Below are 13933 nucleotides of genomic sequence, written 5' to 3' on the forward strand. Positions count from 1 at the left end.
GTCGCGCGTGGGGGGCGGGACGTGGCGCCCCGCCGGCGCGGGCGGGCGGGCGGGGCCGCGCGGCCCCCCCCCCCCCCCCCCCACGGCCGGCCGGGCCGTCACAACGCCCCGATGGCCTCACAGGCCTTGCGAACGCCCTCGCCGTAAGCGGGATCTGCCTTGCCGCAGTGGAAGATGTGCCGCTCGACGGTCTCCTTGCGCGCGCCCTTGATCGCTCGCGCGGTGTTGTCGAACAACACCTGCTGCTGCTCGCCCGTCATGAGCCGGAAGAGATCTCCTGGCTGCTCGAAGTAGTTGTCGTCGTCCTCGCGGAAGTCGAACCGGTCGGCGGTGGCGCCGGCGGACACGGCCGGTTCGGCGTAGGCGGGCTGCTCGGCCCAGCGGCCGAAGTTGTTCGGCTGGATCCCGGGGACGCCGCCCTGGTTGCCGTCGACCCTCATCGCGCCGTCGCGGTGGTAGGTGTTCACCAGCCGCGCGCCGTGGGGGTGGTTGACCGGGATCTGGTGGTGGTTGACGCCGAGCCGGTAGCGCGCGGCGTCGCCGTAGGAGAACAGCCTGCCCTGCAGCATCCGGTCCGGGCTCAGCGAGATGCCGGGGACGACGTTGGCCGGCGTGAAGGCGGCCTGCTCGACGTCGGCGAAGTAGTTGCCCGGGTTGCGGTCCAGGCGCATCTCGCCCGCCTCGACCAACGGGTAGTCCTTCTTGCTCCACACCTTCGTGAGGTCGAACGGGTGGAAGCGGTACCCGTCGGCGTCGGCCTCGGGCATGACCTGCACGTAGAGCTTCCAGGTGGGGAAGTCCCCGCGCTCGATGGCGTCGTAGAGGTCGCGCTGGTGCGACTCTCGGTCGCGGCCGATCAGCTGACCGGCCTGCTCGTCGGTCAGGGTCTCGACGCCCTGCTGGGTGCGGAAGTGGAACTTCACCCAGTGCCGGACGCCGTCGGCGTTGATCATGCTGTAGGTGTGCGACCCGAACCCGTGCATGTGCCGGTACGAGCGGGGGATGCCGCGGTCGCTCATCACGATCGTCACCTGGTGCAGCGCCTCGGGCAGGTTCGTCCAGAAGCCCCAGTTGTTCTCGGGGTCGCGCAGGTTCGTCCGCGGGTCGCGCTTCACGGCGCGGGCGAGGTCGGGGAACTTCAGCGGGTCGCGGAAGAAGAAGACCGGCGTGTTGTTGCCGACCACGTCCCAGTTGCCCTCGCTGGTGTAGAAGCGGGTCGCGAAGCCGCGGATGTCCCGTTCGGCGTCCGCGGCGCCGCGCTCGCCGGCCACGGTCGAGAACCGCACGAACATCTCGCACTCGTTGCCGGCCTCGCTGAACAGCGCCGCACTCGTGTAGGCGGTGAGGTCGCCGGTGACGGTGAACCGGCCGAACGCGCCCGAGCCCTTCGCGTGCATCCGCCGCTCCGGGATGACCTCGCGGTCGAAGTGGGCGAGCTTCTCCAGCAGCCACAGGTCCTGCAGCAGCACGGGGCCGCGCCTGCCCGCGGTGAGGCTGTCCTGGTTGTCGGCGACCGGGGCGCCGGCGGCCGTGGTCAGCGGGTCGGTGTTGTCTTCGAACGCCATCTGGTGTGCTTCTCCGTTCAGTGTTCGCCGGGCCGGCAGGCGGGGCACAGCCCCCAGTGCACGACCTCGGACTCTTCGACGCGGAAACCGTGCGTCCGCGGGGACTTCAGGGGTGCCGGGTCGGCGCGCTCGACGTCGGCCACCGCGCCGCAGCCACGGCACACGAGGTGGTCGTGGGCGTGGTCGCGCAGCTCGAACCGTGCCCGCTGGCCGGTCTCGAGCCGCCGCACCAGCCGTGCGTCCGCCAGCGCCGCCAGCACGTCGTAGAGCGCCTGCGTGGACACGGATCCGAGGTCCTCGCGGACGATCCGGCCCAGGTGCTCGACGTCGGCGTGCGGGTGCTGCCGCAACGCCGTCAGCACGGCGATCCGTTGTCTGGTGACTCTCAGCGAGACGCTGCGCAGGGCGGCGACCGGGTCGTCTGCGGGCAAGTCGGTCTCCTCGGCGAGCGACACAGATAGTTAGGACTCCTAGCTAGACTGTGGCATGCTGGGCGCGCTCGGGGCAAGTAGTCCGGACTGGTTCAAGAAACGAGGTCTTCCGTGCGGTCGGTGGTCATCCAGCACGTTCCGTTCGAAGGGCCGGGTCTCATCGCACCGGCGTTGTTCGCCGTGGGGAGCAAGGTCTCCGTGGTCCGCGCCGACCTCGGGGACGCGCTGCCCGCCGCGGCGCAGCTCGACGTGCTCGTCGTGATGGGCGGGCCGATGGGGGCGTTCGACGACCTGGAGCACCCGCACCTGGCAGGGGAACGGGCGCTGATCGCGGAGTGCGTCCGGCTCGGCAAACCGGTCCTCGGCGTCTGCCTCGGCGCGCAGCTGCTCGCCGCGGCACTGGGCGCGTCCGTCCATCGCGGCCCGGTGGAGGAGATCGGGGCCGGAGAGGTCGAGCTGACCTCCGCCGACGACCCGGTGCTGTCCCCGTCCGGGCCCCGGCTGCCGGTCGTGCACTGGCACGGGGACACGTTCGACCTGCCCGAGGGTGCGGAGCTGCTCGCGCGGTCGGACCTGTACGCGCACCAGGCGTTCCGGGTCGGCACGGCCTACGGGTTGCAGTTCCACGTCGAGATCGGGTCCGCGGAGCTGTGGGAGATCACGCCCTACCTGCCGGCGGGACGGAAGATCTCCCTCGCGGAGGTCGACGCGGTGTCCGCGGTGGGGGAGAAGGTGCTCGCGCGCTGGGCCGAGTTCGCCGCCACCGTGGCGGGGAGGGCGTGATGAGCGACGCGCGCGTGGTCGTCGTGTCCACCGGTTCGGTGCGGCGGCTGCCCTGGCGAGGACGTGCCGTGAGCACCGCGATCGCGAAGACGCCCGTGACCGGCCGGGTCGGCGTCGGGTTCCTCGGGCTGGCCGGGGACGAGCAGGGGGACCGGGTCAACCACGGCGGGCCGGACAAGGCGGTCCTGCTCTACCCGGGCGAGCACTACGCGGCGTGGGCGCAGGAGGTCGGAACGCTCGCCGTGCCCGCGTTCGGGGAGAACCTCACCACGTCCGGGCTGCTGGAGGCCGACGTCGTGATCGGATCCGTGTACGCCGTGGGTTCGGCGCTGCTGCAGGTCAGTCAGCCCCGGCGGCCCTGCTTCAAGCTCGCCGCACGGCACGGCGTGGGGGACATGGCGGTGCGGACCCAGCGCACGGGCCGCACCGGTTTCTACTGCCGGGTGCTGAGAGAAGGGCACGTCGGTGCCGGTGACGCACTGGTCCTGAACGACGAGCCGTCGCACGGGATCACCGCGGGCGAGGTGCATCGCGTGATCAACGTGGACCGCGGCGACGTGGCCGCCGCCCGGCGACTGCTGCGGCACGACGGTGTGCTGCCCGAGTCGTGGATGAGGCTGGTGCACAAGCGTTTCGACGGACTGCTCGAAGACCAGGCCGCGCGTCTGCACGGCTGATCCGCGCGTCACCGGGGAGTGGCGCGCTGCTTTCGCTTGGTCGTGGGCGTCTCGACCGGCTCGTGCTCCGGGCAGTCCGTGCGCAGGTCCGTCAGCGGCAGCGGCGTGCGCAGCAGGTGGCAGTGATGGGGCACGGCCGGGTCGGGGTGCTCGTCGCGGCCGAAGAAGCGGCACGTCGTGCACATGTGCGTCACGCTCACGACGCCGCCGCGCTGCAGGTCCCCGATCACCCGCAGCAGCGTGTGCAGGGTGGTCGCCCTGTCCTGCTCGGAGATCCCCGCGAGGGCGGACGTCAGTGGATCGTCCCAGGAGGACAGTCCACGTGCGACCTCCTCGCCGGTGCCGGTCAGCGTCAGCGAGCGCCTGCGGCCGTCCGTGCCCGGTGAGCGCGTCACGATCCCCTTGCGCTCCAACGCGGTCACCGCGTCGGACATCGTCGGCGTGGTGACGTCGAACTCCGCGGCGAGGGCCGCCACCTCGTGACGGTTGTGTGGGTGTCGCGCGAGCGCCAGTACCGCCTGCTGCTGCAACGGCGACAGCCCGTGCTCTCGTGCCGTGCGCTGCGCGAGTGACCGCATGCCGTGCCCGAGCCGCTCCAGCGCGTCGGCCAGCCGCCGGTCGAGCCCGGCCGTGCCGTCGGTGTCAGTCATGCGTTCCGCCTCGCCAGTAGTGCTTTCCGCGTCGATGGTACGTGCCGCTCGCGCTGAGACCTGGATCACCTGGGGAACAAAGTAGGTAGGAGTCCTACTTACTTTGTGGCAGAGTGGCACTCGCCCGCTCCGACAGGCTTCTTCGACTCCGTGAAGGAAGCGACATGACGTTCGCCGAACCCGTACCCGGTTACACCCACGACGACCCGGGTCTCCCGCCGTCCCCGGTCACGGCGGCCGACCTGGAAGGACTGCTCGCGAGCGTCCTCTTCGGACCCGCCGACCAGGAGGCGCTGCGCCTCGCCGGTGACGTCCTCAGTGGACAGATCGAGCAGGTCCTGGACGTCTGGTACGGCTTCGTCGGGGCACATCCGCACCTGGTGGCCTACTTCTCCACCCCGCAGGGCGAACCGATCGGCGACTACCTGGCACGGGTGCGGGCCCGGTTCGGCCGCTGGATCATGGACACCTGTCAGCGCCCGTACGACGAGCGCTGGCTCGCCTACCAGCACGAGATCGCGCTGCGGCACACCGAGCCGAAGAAGAACCAGACCGACCACGCCGACTCCGTGCCGCACATCCCGTTGCGCCACATCATCGCGTTCATCTACCCGATCACCGCGACGATCCGGCCGTTCCTCGCCGCCGGCGGGCACGACGCCGAGCAGGTCGACGCGATGCACCAGGCCTGGTTCAAGGCCGTCACCCTCCAGGTCGCGCTGTGGTCGCAGCCGTACGCGGGCAAGGCGTGGTGACGCCGTGAGCCTGCTCATGTCCCCGTCGAACGGACTCCTGGCGCCCGCGATGCCCTGGGAGACGACCGAGTGGTTCAACAGCGACCCGCTGAACCTGGCCCAGCTGCACGGCCGGGTGGTGGTGCTCGAGGCGTTCCAGATGCTGTGCCCCAGCTGCGTGAGCCACGCCCTCCCGCAGGCAGTCCGGTTGTCGAGGGCCTTCGGTGACGACCTCGCCGTCGTCGGCCTGCACACCGTCTTCGAACACCACCAGGCGATGACGCCGACGAGCCTCGAGGCGTTCCTGCACGAGTACCGCATTCCCTTCCCGGTCGGCGTCGACGCGCTGCGCAGCGCGCACCCCGCACCGGTCACGTTCAGCCGCTACCGCATGCAGGGCACGCCCACCACGGTCCTCATCGACCGCGACGGCATGCTGCGCGGCCAGAAACTCGGCCCGGTCGACGACATGTCGCTGGCCTCCGCCGTCACGCGGCTGCTCGACGGCGCGGTCCCGCCCGCCGTCTGCGCCATCGACGGCACCTGCACCTGATACCCACCACCAGAAGGAGAAAGACCATGTCCCGCATCGAGCTCACCAACCCCGACCAGATCACCGACGAGCGCGCCGAGACGCTGGCGCAGATCAAGGGCGCCTTCGGCGTGGTGCCCAACATGTTCAAGGCCGTCGCGCACTCGCCCGCCGCCCTGAAGAGCATGTGGGCGCAGTTCGGCGCCCTTGGCGGTGGCACGCTCGGCGCCAAGATCGGCGAGATGGTCGCGGTGGCCGTCGCCGACCAGAACCGCTGCGACTACTGCCTTTCCGCGCACACCATGCTCGGCAAGAAGGCCGGCGCCAGCGCCGAGGAGATGGCGAACGCCCAGGGCGGCAGGTCCGACGACCCGCGCACCGCGGCCGTGCTGACCCTCGCCACAGCGCTGGTCCAGCAGCGCGGCCAGATCGCCGACGCCGACGTGCAGGCCGCGCGGGACGCCGGGCTGAGCCAGGAGGAGATCGTCGAGACGGTGGCGCACGTGGCTCTCAACGTGTTCACCAACTACATCAACGTGGCCCTCGACGTGCCCGTCGACTTCACCCGCGTGCCGCTCAGGAAGTGACGAGGTCCTGCGGGGGCGCCGGGATCTCCCGGCGCCCCCGCGACGTCTCAGCTGTTCTTCGGTGACGCGACCTCGACGACCGTGACGCGCACCCCGGCCGCCCGGATCGCCGCCACCGCCGCGGGATCGGCCGACATGTCCGTGACGACCTCGTGGACGTCGTGGATGTCCGCGATGCGCGCCAGCGTGGCCTTGCCGAGCTTGCTGCCGTCCGCCATCACGACGACCCGCGCCGCACGGCTGAGCATCGCGTGGTTGGTGCGCGCCTCGTTCTCGTCGTGCGTGGTGATTCCCGCGACCGCGTCGATGCCGTCCACGCCGATGAACGCCGTGCCGATGCTGATCGACGCCAGCACGTGTTCCGCCCACGGGCCGACGAGCTCGTAGGAACGCGGCCGGGCGACACCGCCGACGACGACGAGCTTGTGCCGGGGGTGCAGGGCCATCTCCATCGCGATGTTCAACGCGTTCGTGACCACGGTCAGGTCGGCACGGCTCGGCAGCTGCTTCGCCAGCTCCGTCGTGGTGGACCCACCGGTCAGCGCGATGACGTGCGACCCCGACGGCAGCGTGCGCACGGCCTGACGCACGATCGCCCGCTTCGCGTCCCGGGAGCGGCCACCCCGGTACCGCACCGGCACCTCGTTCACGCCGCCCTGCGGTCTGGCCCCGCCGTGCGTCCTCGTCAGCAGCCGTTGTTCTTCGAGCTGCGCCAGGTCGCGCCGCAGCGTCGCGGGGGACACGCTCAGCCGCGCGCAGAGGTCGGCGACCTGGAGCGAACCGCTTTCTCTGAGCACCTGAAGTATTTCGGACATCCGTTCGGCGCGCGTGGTCCGCCTTTTCCGCTCGGCCATGTCGCGGAGCCTACGACAACTCTTCGCCGTGAGCGATCGTGCACGCGCTGCGCGGCCCGGCGGACTCCTGATCAGCGCGGACGCGGCAAAACGCTCATTCGAAATGCTCACTTGGGCGCGGAACCTTGCTGCTCGCGCAGCGCCGGACGTACGAATGCACCGCTCAACCGCATTCGGTGGAAATCGACCGAATGCTTCGGGGAAGTGTCCCGGGAATCGGAAGGCGGCACCATGGGTGAACGTGGGCTCGGCGGCAGTGCGACCGCGACCGAGATCGGGCAGCAGCCGGCCACCTGGCCGCGGGTGGCGGACGCGGTGGACCAGGTCCGCGCGCAGGTCGCCACGGTGCTCGGCGGGGCCCTGGCCGATGCCACGACACGAGTCGTGCTGACCGGCGCGGGCACGTCGGCGTTCATCGGTGAGGTCGTCGCACCCGCCCTGGCACGACACCTGGACAGGCCGGTCGAGGCGATCGCGACCACGGAGATCGTCGCCGACCCGCGCGGCGCCGCCGTGGACGGGCGGCCGGTGCTGCTGGTGTCGTTCGCGAGGAGCGGCAACAGCCCGGAGTCCCTTGCGGCGGCGGAACTCCTGCACCGGCTCACCCCCGGCCTGCGGCACCTGGTGATCACGTGCGATCCGCGTGGGCAGCTCGGGCGCAGGTGGGCGGGTGCCGACAACGCTGTCGTCGTCGCGCTCCCAGACGAGACGAACGACCGCGGCTTCGCGATGACGTCGTCGTTCACCGGGATGGCGCTGGCCGCGTTGCTGGCCTTCGGGGTCGAGGTCGACGTCGACGCGCTGGCGCAGGCCGGAACCGCGGTGCTCGGCGAGGCCGCGGAACGGGCGTCGGCGGTCGCCGGGGCCAAGCCCGCACGCCTCGTGTACCTGGGTTCGGGACCGTTGCGGGGGCTGGCGCGGGAGGCCGCGCTCAAGTGCTTGGAACTCACCCGCGGTGAGGTCGTCGGGATCGCCGAGTCGTCGCTGGGCTTCCGGCACGGCCCGAAGTCCGTGCTCGACGACCGCACGATCGCGTTCGTCTTCCTCTCCCCGGACCCGTACTCGCGGTCCTACGACGTCGACATCGCCCGGGAGCTCGTGCGGTCGCTCGGCGCCGACCGCGTGGTCGTGGTGGGGGAGGCCGACTCCGCCGAGTGCGGTGGAGCGCAGGTGTGGCCGGTCGGCGGAGGGATCTCCTCGCCGTCGGTGTGGGCGCTGGTCGCGGTGATCACGGCCCAGGCCACGGCGCTCGCGTGCTCGCTCGCGCTGGACCTCACGCCGGACAACCCGTTCCCGGGCGGCGAGGTCAACCGCGTGGTGCAGGGCGTGGTCATCCACGAGTTCCCAGAGGGAGTGAGCTGAGATGTTCCTCGGAGTCGACGGCGGAGGCACCAAGACGGCGTTCTGCCTGGTGGACCTCGACGGCCACGTGGTCGCGGAGGCCCGCACCGCGAGCGCGTACTACCTCAGCGACGGCATTCGGATCGTCGAACCCCTGCTGCGCCAGGGGATCGACGAGGTCTGCGCCATCGCGGGCATCGCGGTCGCGGACATCACCTACGCGTTCTTCGGACTGCCCGCGTACGGCGAGATCAGCGGCGACGTGCCGCTCCTCGACGCGCTGCCCGCGAAGATCCTCGGTGGCGGCCACTACCGCTGCGGCAACGACATGATCTGCGGCTGGGCCGGTTCGCTCGGCGCGATCGACGGCATCAACGTCGTCGCGGGCACCGGCTCCATCGCCTACGGGGAGCACGACGGCAGGCAGTGGCGCGGCGGCGGCTGGAGCGAGCTGTTCGGCGACGAGGGATCCGGTTACTGGGTCGCGATCCACGGCCTCAACGCGTTCAGCCGCATGGTCGACGGACGGCTGCCGGCCGGGCCGCTCGCCGGCGAGATGCGCACGGCTCTCGGTCTGGCCGCGGACTTCGACGCCATCGACGTCGTGGTGAACCAGTGGCACGGCGACCGCAGCCGGATCGCGAACCTGAGCAAGGTCGTGGTCGCGGCGGCCGACGCCGGGGACGCGGTCGCCGCCGACGTCCTGCACCGGGCAGGTCAGGAACTGGCGCTGCTCGTGAACATCGGACGCGGGGCGCTCGAGTTCCCCGCCTCTCACCAGGTCCCGGTCTCGTACTCCGGCGGCATGTTCGGCTCGGCACACGTGCTGGCGTCGTTCCGCGCGTCGCTCGGCGACGACTTCGACCTGCGCGAACCCCTGCTGGAACCGCACATCGGCGCCGCACTCCACGCGGCACGCCTGCACGGACACCCGTTGCGGGCAGAGCACATCTCACCCGCGACGCTCTCCCTCTGAGGAGCCGAAAATGGCCACATCAGGCGTGTCCACCTCGTTCTTCCGCGCGAACAGCTGGGTTCCGTACGCGGGCCTGCTGGTGTTGTTCTGGGGCGTCTGGGGAGCCTTCTCCGCGCTGCCCACGAAGCTCTACGCGTACCCCGACCCGATGGTGTACGTCGTGTGGTCGCTGACCATGCTCATCCCCGCGTGGGTCTCGTTGCGCGGCAAGAAGTTCGACCGGAGCCGCACGGCCGCCGGATACGGGCTGCTGATCGGGCTCACGGGTGCGGGCGGACAGCTGCTGCTGTTCAAGGCCCTCACGATCGGCCCCGCGTACGTGATCTTCCCGATCGTCGCGCTGTCGCCCGCGATCACCGTGCTGATGGCGTTCGGCCTGCTGCGCGAACGGCTCGGAGCCCTGTCGTGGACGGGCGTGGTGCTCGCACTCGTCGCCGTGGTGCTGTTCTCGGTGTCCACCGGGGACTCGACGGACAGCGGCTGGCTCTACCTGCTGCTCGCGGTCCTCGTCTGCGTGGCGTGGGGTGTGCAGGCGTTCTTCATGCGCAAGGCGGCGGTCGCCGGGGTCGACGACCCGACCACGTTCGGCTGGATGACCATCAGCGGCCTGGCGCTGATCCCGGTGGCGTTGCTGATGATGGGCGGGCTGCCGCTGGACTTCCCGTGGCAGGCACCGGCGCTCACCGCGGGCACCCAGCTGCTCAACGCCGTCGGCGCCCTGTTCCTCGTCATGGCCATGAGCCGCGGCAAGGCCTCGATCGTCGCGCCGGTCACGAACGCGCTGGCCCCCGTGCTGACGATCGTGCTGTCGCTGCTGGTGTTCGGTGCCCAGCCCAGCGTCTTCCAGGTGGCGGGCATCGTGCTGGCCCTCGCCGGCTCCACGTTGATGGTCTACCGCGCGGAGAAGAGCAGCGAGGCGGTCCCCGCCGCCGGGACTCCGACGTGACGGCCCGGATCGTCACCGTCACGCTCAACCCCGCGATCGACGTGACCTACCGCGTGAAAGCCCTGCGCGTGGGGGAGACCGTCCGCGTGCCGGAGGTGCGGTCGCGGGCGGGCGGGAAGGGCGTGAACGTCGCCGCCGTGGTCACCGCCCTCGGCGAGGACAGCCTCGTGCTGGCGCTGACCACGACCGCGGAACCGGACGAGTTCCGCCAAGGCCTGCAGGAGCTGGGAATCGCTCATCGGCTCGTCCCCGCGCTCGCGTCGGTGCGCCGGACCATCGCGGTCGTGGCCGACGACGGCAGCACGACGATGTTGCAGGAGAACGGCTTTGCGGCTCGTGTGGAAGCCGAGACGGAGATCCTCGTCGCACTGCGGGACGAACTCGACGCGGGTGCCGGTGCGGTGGTGATCTCCGGCAGCGTGCCGGCGGACATGAGCCCGGAAGTGCCCGCCAGGCTCGCGCGGTTGTGCGCCGGGTTCGGTGTGCCGGTCATCGCGGACGTGTCCGGCGCGGCACTGCGCGCGGCGGCGTCCAGCGGCGCGGTGCTGATGCCGAACGAGGACGAGCTGGCGGAGCTGGCCACGAGCCCCGCGGACCTGGTGGCCGCAGGAGCGGCGGCGGTGATCGCCACCGCCGGTCCGGACGGCGCGACCGCGGTGACCGCCGGGGGCACGTGGCACGCCCGCCCGGCCGAGGTCGTCTCCGGCAACCCGACCGGCGCGGGGGACGCGGCCGCGGCCGCGCTCGCGCTGCACCTGGCCCGCGCGGGACTGGAGGTCGACTGGCCCGCCGCCCTGGCCGACGTGGTGGCGACCTCCGCGGCGGCCGTGCTGTGCCCGGTGGCCGGCGAGATCGACCGCGCGGCACGAGCCCGCTGGATTCCCCTGACGACCGTGGAGGAGACGCGATGACCGCGGAATGGACGACGTTGCTCGGCGGTCTGCGGACCGAGCACCGCGCGGTGGGCGCGTTCAACGCGATCATGATCGAGCACGCGGAGGCGATCGTCGCCGGTGCCGAGCGCAGCGGCCTCCCGGTGATCCTGCAGATCTCGCAGAACGCCGTGCGCTACCACGGAACGCTCGCGCCGTTCGCCCGCGCGTGCCTCCAGCTCGCCGCGGACGCGACGGTGCCCGTGCTCGTGCACCTCGACCACGTCGAGGACGAGGACCTCGTCCACGAGGGACTCGACCTGGGCATCACGTCGGTCATGTTCGACGCTTCCAAGCTCGGCTACGCCGACAACGTGGCTAGGACTCGCGCGGTCGTGGAACGCTGCCATGCCAACGGATGCCTCGTGGAGGCCGAGCTCGGTGAGGTCGGCGGCAAGGACGGTGCCCACGCGCCCGGCGTGCGCACCGATCCCGGTGAGGCGGCGGAGTTCGTCGCGGCGACCGGCGTCGACTCGCTCGCGGTGGCCGTCGGCTCGTCCCACGCCATGACGGACCGGAGCGCGGTGCTGGACGAGGACCTGATCGCCGCTCTGGCGAGTGCCGTCCCCGTGCCGTTGGTGCTGCACGGCTCGTCCGGGGTGAACGACGACGGACTGCGGGGTGCGGTCGCGGCCGGCATCGTCAAGGTCAACATCGGGACCCGGCTGAACCAGGTGCTGACGGAGGCGGTCCGCGCGGTGCTCGGGGAACGCGAGCAGCTCACCGACCCGCGCCGCTACCTGGCTCCGGGACGGGACGCGGTCCGCGACGAGGTGGCCAGGTTGCTCACCGTGCTGGCGAAGTGAGCCGTGCGCACCACGCGGTGCGCACGGCCACACCTCAGGCCGTTGCGGGAACGGGTGAATCCTGTGCCGTGCGCCCGAGTTCCGCCGTGGGGCGCCTGAACGTCTCACGGCCCGTCGCGATCGCCACGGCACTCACCGCGCACACCGCCGCGGTGAAGACGGCGACGCCGATCCAGTCGTCACGACCGGAGCCGATCGCCGCCACCACGCTGGGGGCGAGACCCGCGATGGCGAACCCGATCTGCGTGCCGATCGCCATGCCGGACAACCTGACCTCGGTGCTGAACATCTCGCCGTACAGCGAGGGCCAGATGCCGTTGATCGCGGAGTACGCCACTCCGAACAGGACGATGCCGAGCGCGAACACCAGCCCGTAGGAACCGATGGAGATCGACCACAGGTAGGGGAAGATCAGGATCGCGCACGCACCGCAGCCCGCGAGGAAGACGGGTTTGCGGCCGATCCGGTCGGACAGGCTCGCCAGCAACGGGATCGCGGCCAGCGCGACGACGTTGGCGAGCACACCGACCCACAGCATGGGCGTGCGCGACAGTCCGATCGTGTTCACCGCGTAGCTCAGCGCGTAGACGGTGAAGATCGTGCTGACCGAGGCGATGGTGGCCGCGACGACGACGCGCAGCACGTCGGCCCAGTGCGTGCGGAACAACGTGGCGACGGGCAGCTTCGCCACCTTGGTGCGCTTGAACTCCGCGGTCTCGTCGATCTTGCTGCGGATGACGAGCCCGACGACCACGACGACCGCGCTGCACCAGAACGGGATGCGCCAGCCCCACGTCAGGAGGTCCTGCTCGGGGAGCGCGGCCACGGGCAGGAAGATCGCCGTGGCGAGGATCTGGCCCGCCTGCGTGCCGCTCAGCGTGAAGCTGGTGAAGTACGCCCGGCGGTGCTCCGGCGCGTGCTCCAGCGACATCGAGTTCGCGCCGGCCTGTTCACCCGACGCCGAGAGTCCCTGCAGCAGACGCAGGACGACGAGCAGGATCGGTGCCAGCACCCCGGCGGTGGCGTAGGTCGGCAGGCAGCCGACGGCGAACGTCGCCACGCCCATGAGCAGCAGCGTGAAGACGAGGACCTTCTTGCGGCCGAAGCGGTCGCCGACGTGTCCGAGGACGAACGCGCCGAGGGGCCTCGCGAGGTAGCCGACGCCGAACGTGGCGAGCGCGAGCAGGGTGCCCGTGGCCGGCGAGGTGGCGGGGAAGAAGACCTTGTTGAACACCAGCGCGGCGGCTGTGCCGTAGATGAAGAAGTCGTAGTACTCGAGGGCGCTGCCGATCCAGGCTGCCAGCGCAGTCTTGCGGGCCATCGATGTGGTCACGGCGTACTCCCATGTACGACCTAGTTAGTTAATACAAGGTCGGATATGTCACCCCCGTGTGTCAAGGGTCAGATTTCAGCTGGTCAGGTAGTCGACCAGCATGTCACCGAGCATGCGTCGGTGGTGCTCGCGCCGGGCCGGGTCGAGCATGTCCCGCCCGAAGATCGCGGCGAACGTGTGCCGGTTCGCGAGCCGGAAGACGCAGAACGAGCTGATCACCATGTGCACGTCGAGCGGGTCGACGTCGTCGCGGAACCGGCCTTCGGCGCGGCCGCGTTCGAGGATCTGCGTCAGGCCGTCGAGCGCCGGGTTCGCGAGGCCCGCGAGCACCTCCGAGCGCGCGATGTGCTCGGCGCGGTGGATGTTCTCGATGCTGACGAGCCGGATGAAGTCGGGGTGCGCCTCGTGGTGGTCGAAGGTCAGCTCCGCGAGCCGGCGGATGGCGTCCTCCGGGGCGAGGTGCTCGACGTCGAGCTCGGCCTCCAGTGCCCGGATCGCCGAGTAGGCGCGTTCGAGGACGGCGATGTAGAGCTGTTCCTTGCCGCCGAAGTAGTAGTAGATCATCCGCTTCGTGGTGCTGGTGCGTTCGGCGATCTCGTCGACGCGCGCGCCTGTGTAGCCCTTGTCGGCGAACTCCCGGGTGGCAACGTCCAGGATGTCGGCGCGGGTGCGGTCCTTGTCCCGCTGGCGCTCGGCATCGGATGACGACGGTGCGGCCACCGGGCCCCCTTCGATCTGCGGATGACCAGCCAACTCTAGAGGTCTTCCGGTCCGCAGGTCGGCCCG

Annotated in this window: 16 protein-coding genes; 10 read left to right on the plus strand and 6 right to left on the minus strand. The window is 70.9% G+C overall.

Translation table 11 applies throughout. The features are described 5' to 3' along the window. Positions 1–98 precede the first annotated feature (98 nt). The gene (locus tag ACWF7A_RS10040; RefSeq protein ID WP_452250086.1) at positions 99–1565 is read right to left on the minus strand and encodes a catalase; all 1467 of its coding nucleotides are present in this window, start codon (positions 1563–1565) and stop codon (positions 99–101) included. Positions 1566–1582: 17 nt separating this feature from the next. After that, positions 1583–1996, minus strand: a complete 414-nt coding sequence (locus ACWF7A_RS10045) for a Fur family transcriptional regulator (protein ID WP_452250087.1) — start codon at positions 1994–1996, stop codon at positions 1583–1585. 111 nt (positions 1997–2107) lie between these two features. On the opposite strand from ACWF7A_RS10045, the gene ACWF7A_RS10050 reads away from it, so the two are divergent. Next, entirely contained in the window at positions 2108–2779 is a 672-nt protein-coding gene (locus tag ACWF7A_RS10050; protein WP_452250088.1) for a type 1 glutamine amidotransferase, read from the plus strand. Beyond that, positions 2779–3456, plus strand: coding sequence for an MOSC domain-containing protein (locus tag ACWF7A_RS10055; RefSeq protein ID WP_452250089.1), 678 nt, complete (start codon positions 2779–2781; stop codon positions 3454–3456). Before ACWF7A_RS10050 ends, ACWF7A_RS10055 begins: the two co-directional genes overlap by 1 nt. An 8-nt stretch (positions 3457–3464) precedes the next feature. On the opposite strand, the gene ACWF7A_RS10060 is transcribed toward ACWF7A_RS10055, so the two are convergent. Beyond that, a complete protein-coding gene (locus ACWF7A_RS10060) occupies positions 3465–4106 on the minus strand; it encodes a MarR family winged helix-turn-helix transcriptional regulator (RefSeq protein WP_452250090.1) in 642 nt (213 codons plus the stop codon). A gap of 164 nt (positions 4107–4270) precedes the next feature. Here ACWF7A_RS10060 and ACWF7A_RS10065 point away from each other — a divergent pair, with 164 nt between their 5' ends. From ACWF7A_RS10065 to ACWF7A_RS10075, 3 genes are read left to right on the plus strand one after another with little or no spacing between them, the layout of a single operon-like run. Beyond that, positions 4271–4861 (plus strand): protoglobin domain-containing protein, encoded by a 591-nt coding sequence (locus ACWF7A_RS10065; RefSeq protein WP_452250091.1) that lies wholly within the window; start codon positions 4271–4273, stop codon positions 4859–4861. Positions 4862–4865: 4 nt separating this feature from the next. Beyond that, the gene (locus ACWF7A_RS10070) at positions 4866–5393 is read left to right on the plus strand and encodes a hypothetical protein (RefSeq protein WP_452250092.1); all 528 of its coding nucleotides are present in this window, start codon (positions 4866–4868) and stop codon (positions 5391–5393) included. Positions 5394–5419: 26 nt separating this feature from the next. After that, positions 5420–5959 carry a carboxymuconolactone decarboxylase family protein gene (locus tag ACWF7A_RS10075; protein WP_452250093.1) on the plus strand — a complete coding sequence of 180 codons (540 nt, stop codon included), beginning with the start codon at positions 5420–5422 and terminating at the stop codon, positions 5957–5959. Positions 5960–6006: 47 nt separating this feature from the next. On the opposite strand, the gene ACWF7A_RS10080 is transcribed toward ACWF7A_RS10075, so the two are convergent. Continuing rightward, entirely contained in the window at positions 6007–6813 is an 807-nt protein-coding gene (locus tag ACWF7A_RS10080; RefSeq protein WP_452250094.1) for a DeoR/GlpR family DNA-binding transcription regulator, read from the minus strand. Positions 6814–7044: 231 nt separating this feature from the next. Between ACWF7A_RS10080 and ACWF7A_RS10085 the strand changes: the two genes are divergently transcribed. Genes ACWF7A_RS10085 through ACWF7A_RS10105 form a run of 5 tightly spaced genes read left to right on the plus strand, consistent with a single transcriptional unit; the run spans position 7045 to position 11814 of the window. Further along, complete coding sequence (locus ACWF7A_RS10085) at positions 7045–8175, plus strand: SIS domain-containing protein (RefSeq protein WP_452250095.1); 1131 nt, start codon at positions 7045–7047, stop codon at positions 8173–8175. A gap of 1 nt (position 8176) precedes the next feature. Then, positions 8177–9130 carry an N-acetylglucosamine kinase gene (locus tag ACWF7A_RS10090; protein WP_452250096.1) on the plus strand — a complete coding sequence of 318 codons (954 nt, stop codon included), beginning with the start codon at positions 8177–8179 and terminating at the stop codon, positions 9128–9130. A 10-nt stretch (positions 9131–9140) separates the two neighbouring features. Continuing rightward, positions 9141–10076 (plus strand): DMT family transporter, encoded by a 936-nt coding sequence (locus ACWF7A_RS10095; protein ID WP_452250097.1) that lies wholly within the window; start codon positions 9141–9143, stop codon positions 10074–10076. Beyond that, positions 10073–10987: a 1-phosphofructokinase family hexose kinase gene (locus tag ACWF7A_RS10100; RefSeq protein ID WP_452250098.1), complete on the plus strand. Its 915-nt coding sequence runs from the start codon at positions 10073–10075 to the stop codon at positions 10985–10987. Before ACWF7A_RS10095 ends, ACWF7A_RS10100 begins: the two co-directional genes overlap by 4 nt. Next, positions 10984–11814, plus strand: a complete 831-nt coding sequence (locus ACWF7A_RS10105) for a class II fructose-bisphosphate aldolase (protein WP_452250099.1) — start codon at positions 10984–10986, stop codon at positions 11812–11814. The genes ACWF7A_RS10100 and ACWF7A_RS10105 overlap by 4 nt, the downstream gene beginning before the upstream one ends. A 34-nt stretch (positions 11815–11848) precedes the next feature. Here the strand turns inward: ACWF7A_RS10105 and ACWF7A_RS10110 are convergent, their stop codons facing one another. Both ACWF7A_RS10110 and ACWF7A_RS10115 read right to left on the minus strand, forming a co-directional pair. Further along, positions 11849–13147 carry an MFS transporter gene (locus tag ACWF7A_RS10110; RefSeq protein WP_452250100.1) on the minus strand — a complete coding sequence of 433 codons (1299 nt, stop codon included), beginning with the start codon at positions 13145–13147 and terminating at the stop codon, positions 11849–11851. Between the two features lie 75 nt (positions 13148–13222). Further along, a complete protein-coding gene (locus tag ACWF7A_RS10115; RefSeq protein ID WP_452250101.1) occupies positions 13223–13867 on the minus strand; it encodes a TetR/AcrR family transcriptional regulator in 645 nt (214 codons plus the stop codon). Positions 13868–13933: the final 66 nt, after the last annotated feature.

The sequence above is a fragment of the Lentzea sp. NPDC055074 genome, assembly GCF_053608005.1.